Source organism: Ralstonia sp. 110700041-2, assembly GCF_056280165.1.
The window spans coordinates 105,429-121,929 of sequence record NZ_JBSFAI010000015.1 but is presented as its reverse complement, the minus strand read 5'-3'; the positions used below and the strand labels follow the sequence as shown (position 1 = coordinate 121,929).

20 protein-coding genes are annotated in these 16,501 nt (G+C 65.0%); 19 read left to right on the top strand and 1 reads right to left on the bottom strand.

The features are described 5' to 3' along the window. The first annotated feature begins 74 nt into the window (after window positions 1-74). The 16 genes from ACUXH0_RS20980 to ACUXH0_RS20905 all read left to right on the top strand — a co-directional run bounded on the left by ACUXH0_RS20980 (window position 75) and on the right by ACUXH0_RS20905 (window position 12,653). Window positions 75-419, top strand: a complete 345-nt coding sequence (locus ACUXH0_RS20980) for a chaperone NapD (RefSeq protein WP_004631736.1) — start codon at window positions 75-77, stop codon at window positions 417-419. Next, the gene (napA, locus tag ACUXH0_RS20975; protein ID WP_012436328.1) at window positions 391-2,907 is read left to right on the top strand and encodes a periplasmic nitrate reductase subunit alpha; all 2,517 of its coding nucleotides are present in this window, start codon (window positions 391-393) and stop codon (window positions 2,905-2,907) included. The genes ACUXH0_RS20980 and napA overlap by 29 nt, the downstream gene beginning before the upstream one ends. A gap of 40 nt (window positions 2,908-2,947) precedes the next feature. Next, on the top strand, window positions 2,948-3,451 hold the full coding sequence (locus ACUXH0_RS20970; protein WP_012436329.1) for a nitrate reductase cytochrome c-type subunit: 504 nt from the start codon (window positions 2,948-2,950) through the stop codon (window positions 3,449-3,451). A gap of 12 nt (window positions 3,452-3,463) precedes the next feature. Then, window positions 3,464-4,051, top strand: a complete 588-nt coding sequence (locus ACUXH0_RS20965) for a cytochrome c3 family protein (RefSeq protein ID WP_004631728.1) — start codon at window positions 3,464-3,466, stop codon at window positions 4,049-4,051. Between the two features lie 52 nt (window positions 4,052-4,103). Continuing rightward, complete coding sequence (gene ccmA, locus ACUXH0_RS20960) at window positions 4,104-4,736, top strand: cytochrome c biogenesis heme-transporting ATPase CcmA (protein ID WP_012436330.1); 633 nt, start codon at window positions 4,104-4,106, stop codon at window positions 4,734-4,736. Continuing rightward, window positions 4,733-5,401 carry a heme exporter protein CcmB gene (ccmB, locus tag ACUXH0_RS20955; RefSeq protein WP_012436331.1) on the top strand — a complete coding sequence of 223 codons (669 nt, stop codon included), beginning with the start codon at window positions 4,733-4,735 and terminating at the stop codon, window positions 5,399-5,401. Before ccmA ends, ccmB begins: the two co-directional genes overlap by 4 nt. A 4-nt stretch (window positions 5,402-5,405) precedes the next feature. Continuing rightward, window positions 5,406-6,194 carry a heme ABC transporter permease CcmC gene (gene ccmC, locus ACUXH0_RS20950; protein WP_012436332.1) on the top strand — a complete coding sequence of 263 codons (789 nt, stop codon included), beginning with the start codon at window positions 5,406-5,408 and terminating at the stop codon, window positions 6,192-6,194. Then, window positions 6,191-6,343: a hypothetical protein gene (locus ACUXH0_RS20945; protein WP_004631720.1), complete on the top strand. Its 153-nt coding sequence runs from the start codon at window positions 6,191-6,193 to the stop codon at window positions 6,341-6,343. Before ccmC ends, ACUXH0_RS20945 begins: the two co-directional genes overlap by 4 nt. Further along, the gene (ccmE, locus tag ACUXH0_RS20940; protein ID WP_004631718.1) at window positions 6,340-6,810 is read left to right on the top strand and encodes a cytochrome c maturation protein CcmE; all 471 of its coding nucleotides are present in this window, start codon (window positions 6,340-6,342) and stop codon (window positions 6,808-6,810) included. The genes ACUXH0_RS20945 and ccmE overlap by 4 nt, the downstream gene beginning before the upstream one ends. Beyond that, complete coding sequence (locus tag ACUXH0_RS20935; RefSeq protein WP_012436334.1) at window positions 6,807-8,825, top strand: heme lyase CcmF/NrfE family subunit; 2,019 nt, start codon at window positions 6,807-6,809, stop codon at window positions 8,823-8,825. The genes ccmE and ACUXH0_RS20935 overlap by 4 nt, the downstream gene beginning before the upstream one ends. Further along, window positions 8,822-9,364 carry a DsbE family thiol:disulfide interchange protein gene (locus ACUXH0_RS20930; RefSeq protein WP_012436335.1) on the top strand — a complete coding sequence of 181 codons (543 nt, stop codon included), beginning with the start codon at window positions 8,822-8,824 and terminating at the stop codon, window positions 9,362-9,364. The genes ACUXH0_RS20935 and ACUXH0_RS20930 overlap by 4 nt, the downstream gene beginning before the upstream one ends. Then, complete coding sequence (locus ACUXH0_RS20925; RefSeq protein WP_004631714.1) at window positions 9,357-9,827, top strand: cytochrome c-type biogenesis protein; 471 nt, start codon at window positions 9,357-9,359, stop codon at window positions 9,825-9,827. Before ACUXH0_RS20930 ends, ACUXH0_RS20925 begins: the two co-directional genes overlap by 8 nt. Then, complete coding sequence (ccmI, locus tag ACUXH0_RS20920; protein ID WP_004631713.1) at window positions 9,824-10,723, top strand: c-type cytochrome biogenesis protein CcmI; 900 nt, start codon at window positions 9,824-9,826, stop codon at window positions 10,721-10,723. Before ACUXH0_RS20925 ends, ccmI begins: the two co-directional genes overlap by 4 nt. 95 nt (window positions 10,724-10,818) lie before the next feature. Beyond that, window positions 10,819-11,904, top strand: a complete 1,086-nt coding sequence (ada, locus tag ACUXH0_RS20915) for a bifunctional DNA-binding transcriptional regulator/O6-methylguanine-DNA methyltransferase Ada (protein ID WP_012436336.1) — start codon at window positions 10,819-10,821, stop codon at window positions 11,902-11,904. A 6-nt stretch (window positions 11,905-11,910) separates the two neighbouring features. Then, the gene (locus ACUXH0_RS20910) at window positions 11,911-12,117 is read left to right on the top strand and encodes a hypothetical protein (RefSeq protein WP_049768039.1); all 207 of its coding nucleotides are present in this window, start codon (window positions 11,911-11,913) and stop codon (window positions 12,115-12,117) included. Between the two features lie 95 nt (window positions 12,118-12,212). Further along, window positions 12,213-12,653 carry a hypothetical protein gene (locus ACUXH0_RS20905; RefSeq protein ID WP_024542263.1) on the top strand — a complete coding sequence of 147 codons (441 nt, stop codon included), beginning with the start codon at window positions 12,213-12,215 and terminating at the stop codon, window positions 12,651-12,653. A 73-nt stretch (window positions 12,654-12,726) separates the two neighbouring features. Here ACUXH0_RS20905 and purM read toward each other — a convergent pair whose 3' ends face one another. Continuing rightward, window positions 12,727-13,782, bottom strand: a complete 1,056-nt coding sequence (gene purM, locus ACUXH0_RS20900) for a phosphoribosylformylglycinamidine cyclo-ligase (protein ID WP_004631708.1) — start codon at window positions 13,780-13,782, stop codon at window positions 12,727-12,729. A gap of 163 nt (window positions 13,783-13,945) precedes the next feature. Between purM and ACUXH0_RS20895 the strand changes: the two genes are divergently transcribed. The 3 genes from ACUXH0_RS20895 to ACUXH0_RS20885 are packed head-to-tail and all read left to right on the top strand — an operon-like array spanning window position 13,946 to window position 16,493. Then, window positions 13,946-15,016, top strand: coding sequence for an AI-2E family transporter (locus ACUXH0_RS20895; protein WP_012436338.1), 1,071 nt, complete (start codon window positions 13,946-13,948; stop codon window positions 15,014-15,016). A 48-nt stretch (window positions 15,017-15,064) separates the two neighbouring features. Continuing rightward, the gene (gene hda, locus ACUXH0_RS20890) at window positions 15,065-15,766 is read left to right on the top strand and encodes a DnaA regulatory inactivator Hda (protein ID WP_004631704.1); all 702 of its coding nucleotides are present in this window, start codon (window positions 15,065-15,067) and stop codon (window positions 15,764-15,766) included. A 52-nt stretch (window positions 15,767-15,818) separates the two neighbouring features. Further along, window positions 15,819-16,493, top strand: a complete 675-nt coding sequence (locus tag ACUXH0_RS20885) for a histidinol-phosphatase (RefSeq protein ID WP_004631702.1) — start codon at window positions 15,819-15,821, stop codon at window positions 16,491-16,493. Window positions 16,494-16,501 lie beyond the last annotated feature (8 nt).

Sequence of the window (16,501 nt, the reverse complement as noted above, 5' to 3'; positions counted from 1 at the left end):
GGTCCGAGGGCGAGTCGGGTTGTATGTTCGCGCAGCACTGATTAGAAAAAGGCGTTCATCGCCAAAACAGGGTCATGCGAAACACAAGAAAAATAGATATCCCCGTTCGGCCGGCGCCGCTCGATGACGACGAGTGGCATATCGCCGGCGTTCTGGTCCAGACGCGGCCAACCCATATTGCACGGGTGAGCGAATCCATCGAAAGCATCGCCGGCAGCGAAATCCATGCAGCCAGCGATAACGGCAAGCTCGTAGTCACGCTTGAGGCGCCCAGTTCGCGCGCCATCGCAGCTCACCTGACGTTCATTCAGCAGATCGACGGTGTGCTGAACACCGCCCTGATCTACCAGCACAACGAAATGGCCGACGCCATGAATGAGGAAATGGACGATGAAAGTCTCTCGCCGCGCGTTCATTAAGCAGACCGCTGCCGCCGCGACCGCTTCGGTGGCCGGCGTCACGCTTCCTGCTGGCGCCGCCAACCTCGTCACCGACAAAGAGCTGACGCAGCTCAAGTGGTCGAAGGCGCCTTGCCGATTCTGCGGCACGGGCTGCGGCGTTGAAGTGGCCGTCAAAGACAATCGCGTGGTGGCCACGCAGGGCGACCCGAAGGCCGAGGTCAATCGGGGCCTGAACTGCGTCAAGGGCTACTTCCTCTCAAAGATCATGTACGGCAAGGACCGGCTGACCCAGCCGCTGCTGCGCATGAAGAACGGCAAGTACGACAAGAACGGCGAGTTCACGCCCGTCACCTGGGACCGCGCGTTCGACGAGATGGCGATGCAGTTCAAGCGCGTCATCAAGGAAAAGGGCCCGACCGCTGTCGGCATGTTCGGCTCGGGTCAATGGACCGTTTTTGAGGGTTACGCCGCCGTCAAGCTAATGAAGGCGGGATTCCGCTCGAACAACCTCGACCCCAACGCGCGCCACTGCATGGCCTCTGCCGTGGCCGGCTTCATGCGAACGTTCGGCATGGACGAGCCGATGGGCTGCTACGACGATTTCGAAGTCGCTGACGCGTTCGTGCTGTGGGGCTCGAACATGGCGGAGATGCACCCCATCCTCTGGTCGCGCGTGACGGACCGGCGCCTCTCCGCGCCCAAGACGAAGGTCGCGGTGCTGTCGACGTTTACGCACCGCTCGTTCGATCTGGCCGATATCCCGATCGTCTTCACACCGCAGGCCGATCTCGCGATGCTCAACTACATCGCGAACTACATCATCACCAACAAGAAGGTCAACACGGACTTCGTCAACAAGCACACCGTCTTCAAGCAGGGCGTGACCGACATCGGCTACGGCCTGCGGCCCGACAACCCCGTGCAGAAGGCCGCCAAGAACGCCGACAAGGTGGGTGACTCCAAGCCGATCTCATTCGACGAGTTTGCGAAGTTCGTCTCGACGTACGACCTGGACTACACCACCAAGCTGGCGAACCCGGACAAGAGCAAGGAGAAGGAGTTCAAGCAGCAGCTCCAGAAGCTTGCCGAGCTGTACGCCGATCCGAAGATCAAGGTCGTGTCGTTCTGGACCATGGGTTTCAACCAGCACACCCGCGGCACCTGGGCGAACAACATGATCTACAACCTGCACCTGCTGACAGGGAAGATCGCCACACCGGGCAACAGCCCTTTCTCCCTGACGGGCCAGCCTTCGGCATGCGGCACCGCGCGCGAGGTGGGCACGTTCTCGCACCGCTTGCCGGCCGACATGGTGGTGACCAACCCGAAGCACCGTGAAGAAGCCGAGCACATCTGGAAGCTGCCGGCTGGCACGATCCCTGAAAAGCCCGGCTATCACGCGGTGCTGCAAAACCGCATGCTGAAGGACGGCAAGCTCAACGCCTACTGGGTGCAGGTCAACAACAACATGCAGGCCGGCGCCAACATCAACGAGGAAGGCTACCCGGGCTACCGCAATCCGGCGAATTTCATCGTTGTTTCGGACGTGTACCCGACCGTCACCGCACTGGCCGCCGACTTGATCCTCCCGAGCGCGATGTGGGTTGAGAAGGAAGGCGCCTACGGCAACGCCGAGCGCCGCACGCAGTTCTGGCATCAACTCGTTGATGCGCCGGGTGAGGCGCGATCCGACCTGTGGCAGCTGGTGGAGTTCTCCAAGCGTTTCAAGGTGGAAGAAGTCTGGCCCGAAGACCTCATCGCCAAAAAGCCGGAGCTGCGCGGCAAGACCCTCTACGACGTGCTCTACCGCAACGGCAATGTCGACAGGTTCCCGCTCAAGGACGTCGACCCGGAATACAACAATGCCGAAGCCAAGGCGTTCGGCTTCTACCTGCAGAAGGGCCTGTTCGAGGAGTACGCAAGCTTCGGGCGCGGCCACGGCCATGACCTGGCACCGTTCGACGATTATCACAAGGCGCGCGGATTGCGCTGGCCTGTGGTCAACGGAAAAGAGACGCGCTGGCGCTACAAGGAAGGCAGCGATCCGTACGTCAAGGCCGGCACCGGCTACCAGTTCTACGGCAACCCGGATGGCAAGGCGGTGATCTTCGCCCTGCCCTATGAGGCACCGCCGGAAGTGCCAGACAAGGAATACCCGTTCTGGTTGTCGACCGGCCGCGTGCTGGAGCACTGGCACTCGGGCTCGATGACGCGCCGGGTGCCCGAACTGTATCGCGCATTCCCGAATGCGGTCTGCTTCATGCACCCGGAAGATGCAAACGCGCTTGGGCTGCGGCGTGGTGTCGAGGTCGAAGTGATCTCGCGGCGCGGCAAGATGCGCACCCGCATTGAAACGCGCGGCCGCAACCAGCCGCCGAAGGGCCTGGTGTTCGTGCCGTGGTTCGATGCAAGCCAGCTCATCAACAAGGTCACACTGGATGCAACCTGCCCGATCTCGCTGCAGACGGATTTCAAGAAGTGCGCCGTCAAGATCGTGAAGGTCTGACGAGCACAGGCAGACGACACACGCGCAACAGGAAAACGTCATGAAGCTCAGCCGACTCTTGGGACTGCCAGCCGCCATCTGTGCGCTGCTCCTGGCGACCCTTGCCAACTTGCCCGCGCAAGCCCAAGGCGTGGTCGACGCCATGCGCGGCCCCACGCCGATTGCCGCCGAATCGACACCGCCGATCCTGTATCCGACCGAGAACAAGGACGTGCGCCGCGAGCGCAACTACACCGGGCAGCCGCCGACGATTCCGCACAAGATCGACGGCACCTACATGTATCAGATCAACAAGGACCACAACGGTTGTCTGTCCTGCCACGCGCGTACGAAGGCCGAAGAGATGCGCGCGATCGCGATCAGCCCCACGCACTACGTTGACCGCGATGGCCATCAACTGGCCGACGTTTCGCCGCGCCGCTTCTTCTGCACGCAATGCCACGTGCCGCAGGCCGACGCCAAGCCGCTTGTCACCAATACGTTTGTCGATGTCGATCAACTGCTCAAACGCAAGCCTGATGGCAAGAGCGTTGGCAAGAACTGAGGCGGTGCAGTCATGTTCGACCTGATCAAGCGCTACTGGCGCACCATCAACCGGCCCAGCGCGTATTTCAGCCTGGGCTTTCTAACGTTGGGCGGCTTTGTTGCCGGCGTGGTGTTCTGGGGCGCGTTCAACACCGCGATGGAAGTGACCAATACCGAAGCGTTCTGCACGGGTTGCCACGAAATGCACGACAACGTGTATCAGGAGCTGCAGAGCACGATCCACTACACCAACCGCAGCGGCGTACGTGCAATCTGCTCCAACTGCCACGTTCCGCACGCCTGGACGAACAAGATTGCTCGGAAGATGCAGGCCTCCAAGGAAGTGTGGGGCAAGATTTTCGGCACCATCGACACGCGCGAGAAATTCGAGGCCCACCGACTCGAGCTGGCCCAGCATGAATGGGATCGGCTGAAGGCCAACGATTCATTGGAATGCCGCAACTGCCACAACTACGAATCGATGGACTTCACGCGGCAAAGCCCACGCGCCTCTGCCATGCATTCCCAATACCTGGGCAGCAAGGAGAAGACCTGTATCGACTGCCACAAGGGCATTGCGCACCATCTGCCCGACATGTCGAAGATGAAGGCCGAGTGAGGCACGTGATCGTGCGGCATGCGCTAGCCCCCATTCGACTCCGACACCTGCCGTGCTTGTTGCCAGCCAATTGACGTTTTCGCGCGCCGGCCGCCGGATCTTCCGCGAGTTGGACCTCTCGGTGTCGGCGGCCGAGCTGGTACAGGTAACGGGGGCGAACGGCAGCGGGAAGACCACGCTGCTGCGCGTGCTCTGCGGCTTGCTCGCACCGGCAAGCGGCTCACTGACATGGCACGGCGTACCCGTGCGCAGCGGCGATCCCGCCTTGCTCAATGCGCTCTGCTATGTGGGGCACACCAACGGCATCGACCCTGATCTGACTGTGACAGAGAGCCTGCGTCTGGCCAAGCAGTTGGCCGGGTTGCGCGATTCGGCATCCGAGCCGTTTGGCATCGGGCCCGCACTGGAAGCGCTCGAACTCGGCAAGCTTGCCGCCACGCCCGTGCGCAAGCTCTCGCAAGGCCAACGCCGGCGAGTCGCACTGGCGCGCTTGGTGCTCGCCCGGCGCGAGCTGTGGCTGCTCGATGAGCCAATCGCCTCGCTTGACGACCATGCACTCGGGCTCTTCACCGCACAACTGGATGCACACTTGCGTGCAGGCGGCATGGCCATCATGGCCACGCACCAGTTGCTGTCGCGCCCGCACGGGGCAAATCGCGTACTTCGGCTTGGGGGAACTGCATGAAACCCATGCTGATGGCCATCCTGCGGCACGATCTGGCGCTGTCATGGCGGCGACGCGGCAACCTGGTCGGCGGCGTGGTGTTCTACGTCATTGCGGCGAGCCTGTTTCCGCTGGCCATCGGCCCCGACCCGCAGCAGCTGCGCATGCTCGCCCCGGGCATCCTGTGGGTAGCGGCGCTGCTGGCGTCGATGCTCTCGCTCTCCCGGTTGTTTGCACAGGAACACGCCGATGGCAGCCTCGATCAACTGCTGTTGTCGCCGCACCCGCTTGCGCTGATCGTACTGACGAAGATCGCAGCGCACTGGCTCGCGAGTGGCCTGCCATTGCTGCTGCTGACGCCCATCCTGGCGCAGCAGTACAGTCTGCCGCTGCATGCAACGCTCCTGCTGACAGCCACGCTGCTGATCGGTACGCCGGCCATTGCGCTGATCGGTGCCGTTGGCGCGGCGCTCACACTGGGCGTGCGTAACGGAGCAGCGCTGCTGTGCATCCTTGTGCTGCCGTTGTGTGTGCCCGTGCTTGTGTTTGGTGCAGGCGCCGGATCAGCTGCCGACGCAGGGCTTGATGTCATGCCGCATTTGTCGCTGCTGGGCGCTTGCCTGGCGCTGTCGTTGTTTGTGTGCCCGCTGGCCACTGCGGCCGGGCTGCGGATTGCCGTGGAATGACCCGATGACGAACCGATCAGGACTCCACACCCCTCCCATTGCCGCCCCGCGCGAACCTGCCTCCCGGCGCTGGAACTGGCTCGCGTATGCGTCGCCCGTGCGGTTTGATCCACTCGCGCGCAAGCTGGTGCCGTGGTTTGGCGCGGCGGCACTCATGTTCCTTGTCGCGGGCCTCTACGTCGGCTTTGTGGTGGCGCCCACCGATGCGCAGCAGGGCGAGGTCTACCGCATCATCTTCCTGCACGTGCCGGCTGCGTGGATGTCGATGTTCATCTATCTGGTGATGGCCGGCTATTGCGCGCTGGCGCTGGTGCTGCACACACGGCTTTCGTCGATGATGGCCTCGGCGCTGGCACCCACCGGCGCGCTGTTCACTGCCATTGCGCTGTGGACAGGCGCGCTGTGGGGCAAGCCAACGTGGGGCACGTGGTGGGTATGGGATGCGCGCCTGACGTCGGAGTTGCTTCTGCTCTTTCTGTACCTTGGCTTCATCGCACTGGAGAGCGCCATTGAGGACCCCCGCCGTGCCGAGCGCGCCTGCGCCGTGCTTGGCGTGGTTGGCGTGGTCAACATCCCCGTGATCTATTTCTCGGTGCAGTGGTGGAACACGCTGCACCAAGGCGCATCCATCAGCCTGACGGCAGCTCCGTCGATGGCGATGACGATGTTGCTCGGGATGTTGCTGATGACGCTCGCGTGCTGGATGTACAGCATCTGCGTGGCGCTGATTCGCGTGCGCTGCATCATGCGCGAACGCGCCGACGACGACCTCAACCCAAGCACACCGGCATGAGCCAGCTCTCCGTCAATCACGTCGACTATATTGCGGGCGCGTTTGCCGTGGCCGCCATCTGCATCGCGGCCGAGTTGCTGCTGCTCGCCCGCCGCTGGCGCGCAACCAATCGCGCCAGTCATCCCCATCCTGACGGCGGCGACCAATGACACGCAGACAACGCCGCCTCGGCATCCTGCTCGCCGCGCTGGTGTGCGCGGGTGCGGCTACCGCGCTTACGCTGAATGCATTCCGCTCCAATCTGGTGTTTTTCTTCAGCCCCACCCAGATCGCCGCCAAGGAAGCGCCTGTGGCACAGGTCTTCCGGCTGGGCGGGCTCGTCGAGCGCGGCTCGATCCAGCGCGAACGTGACGGCATGACCATCCGCTTTATTGTCACCGACACAGCGCGCGGCGTGCCGGTCGTCTACCACGGCTTGCTGCCGGACCTGTTCCGCGAAGGCAAGGGCGTCGTGGCACGCGGCCGGCTCGGTGAGGACGGCGTCTTCGTCGCCAACGAGGTGCTCGCCAAGCACGACGAAAACTACATGCCGCCCGAAGCTGCTGATGCCCTACGCCGCGCTGCGCAAGTCAACGAACAGATGGCGAAGGAATCTGCCCGGAGCGCGTCACGATGATTGCCGAGCTAGGCCATTTCGCGTTGATCCTGGCGTTGCTGACTGCTGCCATGCAATCCGTGCTGCCGCTGGTTGGCGCAGCGCGCGACGACGAGCGTTGGATGGCCGTGGCGCGACCCGCTGCGCGCATGCAATGTGCATTGGTTCTCGTGGCGTATGGCGCGCTGACATGGGCCTTCGTCAGCAACGACTTCAGCGTGCTCTATGTCGCCGCCAACTCGAACAGCGCGCTGCCGCTGCCCTATCGCGTGGCCGCCGTGTGGGGCGGACACGAGGGATCGATGTTGCTTTGGACGGCGATGCTGGCGTTGTGGTCGCTGGCCGTGTCGTTGTTCAGCCGTCAACTGCCGTTGCCCGTGGTGGCGCGCGTGCTGGGCGTGATGGGCGCCATCAGCACGGGGCTGCTGCTTTTCTTGCTGTTCGCATCCAACCCATTCCTGCGCCTGTTGCCGCCTGCCCTGGAAGGGCGCGACCTCAACCCGCTGCTGCAAGACCCGGGCATGGTGTCGCATCCACCCATGCTCTACATGGGTTACGTGGGCTTTGCCGTGGCGTTCTCGTTTGCGATGGCCGCGCTGCTGTCGGGCCGGCTCGATGCCACCTGGGCGCGCTGGTCGCGGCCGTGGACGACCGCCGCCTGGGCATGCCTGACGACCGGCATCATGCTCGGCAGCGCATGGGCGTACTACGAACTCGGCTGGGGCGGCTGGTGGTTCTGGGACCCGGTCGAAAACGCGTCTTTCATGCCGTGGCTGGCAGGCACGGCACTGATCCACTCGTTGGCGGTGACGGAAAAGCGCGGCGTGTTCCGCGCATGGACGGCGCTGCTGGCCATCTTCACGTTCTCGCTCAGTCTGCTCGGCACGTTCCTCGTCCGCTCGGGCGTGCTGACGTCGGTGCACGCCTTTGCGGTCGACCCGAAGCGCGGTCTCTTCATCCTCGCGTTGCTGGGCATCGTAACGGGCGGCGCCCTCGGTCTGTTTGCGTGGCGCGCAAAGCGGTTGTCCAGCAGCGCCTCGGAAGGCGCGACGTTCCCGCTGTTCGCGCGTGAATCGTTCCTGCTGGCCAACAACGTGCTGCTGGCGGTGGCGGCCGCCACGGTATTGCTTGGCACGCTGTATCCGCTTTTGCTGGATGTGCTGCGGCTGGGCAAGATCTCGGTCGGGCAAGCGTATTTCGAACAGGTCTTTGTGCCGCTGATGTCTCCTGCGGTGCTGCTGATGGGTGCCGCGCCACTGGCACGCTGGCGTCACGGTGCGCTGCCATCGATGGCGGTGCGGCTGCGATGGGCAGCAGTGGCGAGTGTTGCCGTCGGGCTCGGACTGGCGGTGTTGTATCGGACGTCCGCGCTGGCGGGCCTGGGGCTGACGCTCGCCGCATGGTGTCTTGTGAGCGCGCTGGCCAGTCTGGCCGAAAAGCTTCGCCAGCCCGGCAATCGATTGACGACGCTGCGGCAATTGCCGCCGAGCTACTTTGGCATGCTCGTGGCGCACGCGGGGGTCGGCGTGTTCATTGCGGGTGTCACGCTGGTGCTCAGCCAGGAGACGCTACGCGAGCTGCCGGTGCGCGTGGGCGGCAAGGTGGAGGTGGGCGGCTACATGTTCCACCTCGCCAGCGTTGCGCCTGCGCAGGGCCCCAACTACGACGTCTTGCGCGGCCATGTCGACGTCAGCCGCAACGGCAAACCCGTGGCCACGCTGCTACCCGAGCGGCGCCTGTACCACAGCCAGGAAAATCCCACGACCGAAGTCGCCATCGACAGCGGCATCACGCGCGATCTCTATGTCGCGCTTGGTGAATCACTCGGACAAGACAACTGGGCCATGCGCATCTACATCAAGCCCTTTGTCGGCTGGATCTGGGCAGGCTGTGTGCTGATGGTGCTGGGCGGGCTGCTGGCCGTGTGCGACCGCCGCTACCGGCTGCGCCGCCGCTCCACGTCATCGCGCGCCGCGCCCGACACTGCACGGGGCGGCCCGTCATTAGCGATGCCAGCGACCGAGGAGCTACGGTGAAGCTGCGCTACGTGCTGCCGCTGGCAGCGTTCCTTGTTCTGGTGATTGCGCTGGCGGCGGGGCTGTCGCGCGATCCGCGCGAACTGCCCTCGCCGCTGGTCGGCAAGCCCGCACCGGCGTTCAGGCTAACGGCGCTGGAATCGACTGCCGGCCCCCTCACGCCGCAAGACCTGCGCGGCAAGGTCTGGATGCTCAACGTCTGGGCATCGTGGTGCACCGCCTGCCGCGCAGAGCACGCCGTGCTGAACGCGTTCGCAAAGCAATCAGCCGTGCCGATCTACGGCCTGAACTACAAGGACGACGCCGACGCGGCACGCGCGTGGCTCAAACAAATGGGCGACCCGTATGTCACGTCCCTCATCGACGCAGACGGCAAGGTCGGCATCGACTACGGCGTCTACGGCGTGCCGGAAACCTTCGTCATCGACCGCGCTGGCGTAGTGCGCTATCGGCAGGTCGGCCCCGTGACGGCCGAGTCCATGGAACGCAGGATCGCGCCGCTTCTGCAGCAACTGGAGCAGGAAGGTGGTCATGCATAAACGACTGGCTGCGCTCCTTCTCGCGGGCGTCGCTGCGTTCGTGCTGCAGACGCCCGCCTGTGCCGCAGCGTCGGACACCGATCTCGACACCCGCGTCCATGCGCTGTCGGAGCAGCTGCGCTGCCTCGTCTGCCAGAACCAGACCCTCGCCGATTCCAACGCCGACCTGGCCGTCGACCTGCGCCGCCAGATTCGCGAAAAACTGCGTGCCGGCGCCACCGAGGCCGACGTGAAGGACTATCTCGTGCAGCGCTATGGCGATTTCGTCCTGTACCGTCCGCCTGTCAAACCGCTGACGTATCTGCTGTGGTTCGGCCCGGTGCTGTTGCTGATGTCGGTGGTGTTCGGCATCGTGTCGTCCCGCAAACAGCAGAAGGCCCCCCCTGCCGAGATGGACGCTGACGCGCAAGCGCGCCTCGCCGCCCTGCTTGCGGCGTCGCCACCGGAAGACCCCCGTCCATGACCGTGATGACCTTGTTCTGGCTGCTCGCGGCCGTCCTCACGGCTGTCACCATGGTGGTTCTACTGACGCCATTGCTGCGACGCGCGCGCAACGATGTGGGCGATACGCACATCCAAATCCCCACCGTGCGCAGCCAGATGGTGCGCTGGTACCAAGACCAACTGCGCGAACTGGATACCGACCTGCGCACCGGCGCTATGGATGCCGCAGGCCACGCGCACGCACGCGCAGAGCTTGGCCGGCGGCTGCTGGACGACACAGCCGGCACCGCCAGCACCCCGCAGGCGCGGCCCGACCGCCGCCCCGTTCTGTTCGCCGCAGTGCTGCTGGCCGCGTTGCCCACCTTCGCCGTGCTGCTGTACCAGCACCTGGGAAAGCCCTCTGCTCTGTGGATGCCCGGCGACATGATGACCGCCGCCCGCAGCGACCACACCGGTGGAGATGCGCAGATCGAATCGATGGTCAACGGCTTGGCGAAACGGCTGCGCGACACGCCTGACGACGCACCCGGCTGGGCGCTGCTTGCGCGGTCCTACAGCACGATGGAGCGGCCCGCCGATGCTGTCGCCGCCTATGCCAAAGCGGTCGCCCTTGCCCCCGACGTCGCCAGCCTGCGCGCCGATTACGCCGACGCACTCGCCACCGCGCAGGGCGGCGCCCTGGCTGGTGCGCCCATCGAGCAGGTGCGCCTTGCCCTGAAGGCCGACCCGGACGAGCCCAAAGCGCTGGCCCTGGCCGCTTCCGCCGCCGTCGAACGTGGTGACGTGAGCGATGCCATCGCCCACTGGGAGCGCCTGTACCAGTTGCTGCCGCCCGAATCTGCCGGTGCCAAGCAGATCGCCACCAACCTGGCTGCCGCGCGCGCCGATCAGCAAAAAGCACCCCGCGTCAAGTGACGCGTGCGCTGCTTCGAATTTGACCGCAAGACCCGGAGTGTCCCGCCAGGGGGCCACACCTACAGTACAGTCATCCCAGTCCATTGGATGACGTCATGCAAACCTCCGCCCGCCCCGTACCGGACACCACCCTCGTCGAACACGACCCGCGCTGGGCTCGCGTGCTGGCGCGCGATGCCTCTGCCGACGGGCAATTCGTCTATGCGGTGAAGACCACCGGCGTGTATTGCCAGCCGAGCAGCCCGTCGCGCCTGCCGCGCCCCGAAAATGTCGAGTTCTTCGAAACGCCTGCCGACGCAGAAGCCGCCGGTTACCGCCCGAGCCGCCGTGCTGGCCCGGATCAGACCACCGTCCGGGCGCAGCAAACCGCGCTCGTCGCGCAAGCGTGCCGGCGCATTGAAGCAGCCGACACGCCGCCCACGCTCGACGCGCTGGCGCAAGACGCCAGCCTGAGCCCGTATCACTTCCATCGTCTGTTCAAAAGCGTCACCGGCCTCACGCCCAAGGCCTATGCCGATGCGCATCGCGCCCGCAAGCTGCGCGCGCAACTGGAACGCGGCAGCAGCGTCACCGAAGCCATCTACGACGCCGGATTCAACGCCAGCAGCCGCTTCTACGAGGCGTCGGACAACGTGCTCGGCATGACGGCCAGCCGCTACCGCGCAGGCGGCGCACAGACGACGATCCGCTTTGCCGTGGGCGAATGCTCGCTCGGCTCGATCTTGGTGGCGCAGAGCGATCGCGGCATCTGCGCGATCCTGATGGGCGACGACCCCGACGCGCTCGTGCGCGATCTGCAGGACACCTTCCCGAAGGCCGAACTCATCGGCGGCGATGCGAGCTTCGAAAATCTGGTGGCGAAAGTGGTGGGTTTTGTCGAAGCGCCGTCCATCGGCCTGGACCTACCGCTGGACGTGCGCGGCACCGCGTTTCAGGAGCGCGTGTGGCAGGCGCTGCGCGAAGTGCCGCCGGGCAGCACCACCAGCTACACCGAGATTGCCGCGCGCATCGGTGCCCCCAGGGCGGTGCGCGCGGTGGCGCAGGCCTGCGCGGCCAACCACATTGCGGTGGCCATCCCATGTCATCGCGTGATCCGCCGAGACGGCAACGCCTCGGGGTATCGCTGGGGCGTGGAGCGCAAGCTGGCGCTGCTGGAGCGCGAGGCGCAATCCGCTGCATGAAACCCCGTGAGAACGTGGACGCTCACCGGCGCCAACGGCCAGCCCTATGAGAGCGCCGCGCCCGGCACGCTGGGCGGGCATCGGCGCGCGCGCATCTACGGCCGGCTCGATTGCGCAGCAGCACGCCGGGCCATCGAGCGCGGCGGTTACGTGCGCCACCGCGTGTTCTTCCTCAACGAAGCCGACGCGCGTGCCGCTGGCTACCGGCCCTGAGCGCTGTGCATGCCCCAGGCGTATGCGGCATGGAAACGATCGGTCAGTTCCGGGTAAAGTCGTGGGCTGAACATCGCCGACACGCTCCGCACATCATGACCAAACCCCTGCTGCTTGCCGTGCTCACCGCTCTGGCGCTGGTGGGCTGTGGCCGCTCCGACGACGCGCACACGACTGTCTCGCCCGCTCCGGCCTCCACGCCTGCGGCCCCCGCCCCCGGCGCATCCAACGCGGCCAATGCGCCGCCCGCCAGCGCGCCCGCCGTCAGCGAAGCCGAACAGACCAAGGCCGTCGATCTGGCCCGCGCCGCCATCGAAAAGTACAAGCTGACCACCCTGCCGCAGGAGTGCCTGTCGTTCATGGTGGACCGCGCCGATGACACGCACAACAGCGTCGAAGTGCGGGAAAACCACACCCCCGCGTGCGGCGGCGACCCGAACACCGCACCGCGCGTGGTCACGTTGCTCATCGACAAGAACACCGGCGCGCTGCAGAAGGACGACCCCGCCAGCGGCGAATACGTCCCGCTGAAATAAGCGCCCGCAAGACAACGCGCATAAAAAAACCGCCGAACACATCGGCGGTTTTTTTGTTGAGGCGAACTTCGCGTCAGACCACGATCGTCTGCGCTTCGCCGGCTTGGCGTGCGCGGATTTCGCCAATCTGGTAGACCGTCTCGCCCGCGTCCTTCAGGTGCGCGATCGCGGCCGGTGCATCGGCTGCCGACACGATCACCACCATGCCGATGCCGCAATTGAACACGCGATGCATTTCGTCATCGGCCACGTTGCCGGCCTTCTGCAGCCACTGGAACAGCGGCGGCAGCGTCCAGGCGCTCTTGTGCAGCACGGCGGTCAGGTTGTCTTGCAGCACGCGCGGCACGTTTTCGGTCAAACCACCGCCGGTGATGTGCGCCATGCCCTTGACGGTCAGCTTCTCCATCAATGCCAGCAGCGGCTTCACGTAGATGCGCGTCGGCGCCATGATGGCGTCCTGCAGGCGCTGGCCGTGGAAATCGGCGTTCAAGTCCGGGCGCGATACTTCGATGATCTTGCGCACCAGCGAGTAGCCGTTCGAATGCGCACCCGACGAAGCCAGGCCCAGCACCACGTCGCCCTCGGCAATGGTCGTGCCGTCGATGATCTTGCGCTTTTCGACGGCGCCGACGGCAAAGCCGGCCAGGTCGTATTCGCCGTCCGGGTACATGCTCGGCATTTCAGCGGTTTCGCCGCCGATCAGCGCGCAGCCGGCCAACTCGCAACCCTGGGCGATGCCCTTGACCACGGTGGCAGCGGTGTCGACGTCGAGCTTGCCGCAGGCGAAGTAATCCAGGAAGAACAGCGGCTCGGCGCCCTGCACCAGGATGTCGTTCACGCTCATGGCGACCAGATCCTGGCCAACCGTGTCGTGGCGATTCAACGCAAAGGCCAGCTTGAGCTTGGTGCCCACGCCGTCGGTACCGGACACCAGCACCGGCTCCTGATACTTCTTGGACAGCTCGAACAGCGCGCCGAAGCCGCCGATGCCGCCCAGCACGCCTTCGCGCATGGTGCGCTTGGCAAACGGCTTGATGCGGTCGACAAGGGCGTCACCCGCCTCGATGTCGACGCCCGCGTCGCGGTAAGACAGGCCGGTCGATGCGGATGGGGTATCGGAAGCGCTCATACAGTCGTCTGAATTGAAAAAACCGGGAAAGAAAGCGAGACGGCAGCGGGAAGTCACAAAAATCGGACCCGCCGGTCCAGTAAAATCGCGATTTTACCGGATGCGGCCGTCCCGATGGCCGCTTTTCCGACTCCTCCACCCCGCCATCGGAACCGTCGCCCCCATGAACGCCCCCGTGCTGTCACAGGAAACCAAGCGCACGCTCGCCTGGATCGCCGTGGCGCTTGTCTTCCTGGCCCTGCTCAAGGCGCTGGCGCCGACGCTCACGCCCTTCGTCTTCGCGTTCATCCTGTCGTACATCCTGCACCCGGGCGTGGAATGGCTGCAGCGCCATCGCGTACCGCGCGTGCTGGGCGTGTTTTTGATGATCCTGGTGCTGTCGGTGGTCGGCGTGGCGCTGATGCTGCTGATCCTGGCGGTGCTGCAGCGGGAGATTCCGGCCATCCACGAGCAATTGCCCGGCATGCTCGCCAAGCTCAACGCGTTTCTGTCGCCAAGGCTGGCCGAGATGGGCCTGCATGTCAGCTTTGATTTTCCCGGCCTGCGGGCGCTGCTCACGGAACAGCTCGCCGCCAGCCCGGACGACGTGGTCGCCCGAGTGCTGACCTATCTGCGCGTGTCGGGCTCGGCGGCCATCCAGGTGCTGGGCATCTTCTTCCTGGTGCCCATCGTGATGTTCTACCTGCTGATGGACTGGAACATGCTCATGCGCCGGCTCGAAACCGCCGTGCCGCGCCGCTGGCTGCGCAAAACGCGCGAACTGGCCGCCGAAACCGATGGCCTGCTTTCCCAATACCTGCGCGGGCAGATCATCGTGATGCTGGTGCTGGCGGTGTACTACTCGGCGGGGCTGGCGCTGGCGGGTTTTGACGTGGCGCTGCCGGTGGGCATTTTTACGGGGCTGGCCGTGTTCATCCCGTATATCGGCTTTGGCGTGGGGCTTACGCTGGCCATCCTGGCCGCACTGTTGCAGTTCGGCAACCTCTATGGCCTGCTGGCGGTGGCCGTGGTGTACGGCATCGGCCAGTTCCTGGAAGGCTTCTACCTGACGCCCCGCCTGGTGGGCGAACGCATCGGCCTGCATCCGCTGGCGGTCATCCTCGCCTTGCTGGCTTTTGGCCAATTGTTCGGTTTTTTCGGTATCCTCCTCGCCCTACCGATGAGTGCTGTGCTGCTGGTCGGTCTGCGGCAGATCCGACAGCTTTACCTGGGCAGCCGGCTCTACCAGGATTGAAAGCCACCAAAGGCAACTGAAAAGTACGGCGACTCCACTCCACGTTTCATGGCCACACCCGAACAGCTCCCGCTCGAACTCGGTGCGACACCCGCCCCGACCTTCGACAACTTCGTCGCCACCGGCAACGAAGAGGCGGTGCTGCGCCTGCGCGCCCTGATTCCGCAAGTGGTGGACGGTACCGCCACCGACCGCCTGGTCTACCTGTGGGGCGAGGAAGGCAGCGGCCGCAGCCACCTGCTGCAGGCCATCTGTGCCCAGACCGAGGCCGGCGGCTACGAAGTCCGCACGCTGGAACCCGACGCCCCGCCCGAGGCCTTCGAATTCGACCCGACCATCACCGTCTGGACCATCGACGACGCCGAGCGCCTGGACGAATGGGCGCAGATCGCCGTGTTCAACCTCGTCAATGAAGTGCGCGCACATCCGCATGCCGCCATCGCCATTTCCGGGGCAGCTGCGCCGATGGCGATGCCGCTGCGTGAAGATCTGCGCACTCGGCTGGGTTGGGGTCTGGTCTACTGGTTGCGCCCCCTGTCCGACGCCGACAAGGTTGAAGCGCTGCGCCAGGCCGCCCGCGAACGCGGCATGCAGCTCTCAGCCGATGTGCCGCAGTGGCTCGTGACGCACTCCTACCGCGACATGCCGAGCCTGATGGCTTTGCTGGACGCTCTCGACACCTACTCGCTCGCCCGCAAGCGCGCCGTCACCCTGCCGCTCGTGCGCGACATGCTCGCGCTGATGAAGTGAGCCCCGGGGCTGGCGCGGCCGGTTATGTAACGTTCGGGTAAAATCGCGCCCCATGAATCTGGCCCTCTTCGACCTCGATCACACCCTCATCCCCACCGACAGCGACCACGAGTGGGGACGCTTCCTCATTCGCCGCGGCGTGGTGGATGCGTCCGAATACCAGCGCAAGAACGATCAGTTCTATGCCGACTACAAAGCCGGCACGCTGGATATCCACGCGTTTCTGCGCTTTGCCCTGGCACCGCTCGCTGCCCACCCGCGCGACACGCTCGCCCAGTGGCACGCCGAGTTCATGCACGACGTGATCCGTCCGAAGATCACGCCGCAAGCGCAAGCGCTGGTCTACAAGCACCTGGACGCCGGCGACCTGTGCTGCGTGGTCACCGCCACCAACAGCTTCGTCACCCGCCCGATTGCCGAGGCGTTCGGCATCGATCACCTGATCGCCACCGAACCGGCCACCACCGACGGCAGCCCGGACAGCGCCTTCACCGGCGATGTGGCCGGCACACCGAGCTTCCGTGAAGGCAAGGTTGCGCGCGTGCACGAGTGGCTGGCCAACATGGGCCGCGGCTGGAGCGATTTCGAGCGAAGCACCTTCTACAGCGATTCGGCCAACGACGTGCCGCTGCTGGAGGAAGTGACTGACCCCGTCGCCACCAACCCGGACGACACGCTGCGCAACCTCGCAGCCGCGCGCAACTGGCGCATCATGGATCTCTTCTAAGCAGGGCG

What these genes read in the sequence shown, in the direction of transcription:
- ACUXH0_RS20980 (WP_004631736.1), top strand. Translation starts at nt 75, where the DNA reads ATGCGAAACACAAGAAAAATAGATATCCCCGTTCGGCCGGCGCCGCTC.
- napA (WP_012436328.1), top strand. Translation starts at nt 391, where the DNA reads ATGAAAGTCTCTCGCCGCGCGTTCATTAAGCAGACCGCTGCCGCCGCG.
- ACUXH0_RS20970 (WP_012436329.1), top strand. Translation starts at nt 2,948, where the DNA reads ATGAAGCTCAGCCGACTCTTGGGACTGCCAGCCGCCATCTGTGCGCTG.
- ACUXH0_RS20965 (WP_004631728.1), top strand. Translation starts at nt 3,464, where the DNA reads ATGTTCGACCTGATCAAGCGCTACTGGCGCACCATCAACCGGCCCAGC.
- ccmB (WP_012436331.1), top strand. Translation starts at nt 4,733, where the DNA reads ATGAAACCCATGCTGATGGCCATCCTGCGGCACGATCTGGCGCTGTCA.
- ccmC (WP_012436332.1), top strand. Translation starts at nt 5,406, where the DNA reads ATGACGAACCGATCAGGACTCCACACCCCTCCCATTGCCGCCCCGCGC.
- ACUXH0_RS20945 (WP_004631720.1), top strand. Translation starts at nt 6,191, where the DNA reads ATGAGCCAGCTCTCCGTCAATCACGTCGACTATATTGCGGGCGCGTTT.
- ccmE (WP_004631718.1), top strand. Translation starts at nt 6,340, where the DNA reads ATGACACGCAGACAACGCCGCCTCGGCATCCTGCTCGCCGCGCTGGTG.
- ACUXH0_RS20935 (WP_012436334.1), top strand. Translation starts at nt 6,807, where the DNA reads ATGATTGCCGAGCTAGGCCATTTCGCGTTGATCCTGGCGTTGCTGACT.
- ACUXH0_RS20925 (WP_004631714.1), top strand. Translation starts at nt 9,357, where the DNA reads ATGCATAAACGACTGGCTGCGCTCCTTCTCGCGGGCGTCGCTGCGTTC.
- ccmI (WP_004631713.1), top strand. Translation starts at nt 9,824, where the DNA reads ATGACCGTGATGACCTTGTTCTGGCTGCTCGCGGCCGTCCTCACGGCT.
- ada (WP_012436336.1), top strand. Translation starts at nt 10,819, where the DNA reads ATGCAAACCTCCGCCCGCCCCGTACCGGACACCACCCTCGTCGAACAC.
- ACUXH0_RS20905 (WP_024542263.1), top strand. Translation starts at nt 12,213, where the DNA reads ATGACCAAACCCCTGCTGCTTGCCGTGCTCACCGCTCTGGCGCTGGTG.
- purM (WP_004631708.1), bottom strand. Translation starts at nt 13,782, where the DNA reads ATGAGCGCTTCCGATACCCCATCCGCATCGACCGGCCTGTCTTACCGC.
- ACUXH0_RS20895 (WP_012436338.1), top strand. Translation starts at nt 13,946, where the DNA reads ATGAACGCCCCCGTGCTGTCACAGGAAACCAAGCGCACGCTCGCCTGG.
- hda (WP_004631704.1), top strand. Translation starts at nt 15,065, where the DNA reads ATGGCCACACCCGAACAGCTCCCGCTCGAACTCGGTGCGACACCCGCC.
- ACUXH0_RS20885 (WP_004631702.1), top strand. Translation starts at nt 15,819, where the DNA reads ATGAATCTGGCCCTCTTCGACCTCGATCACACCCTCATCCCCACCGAC.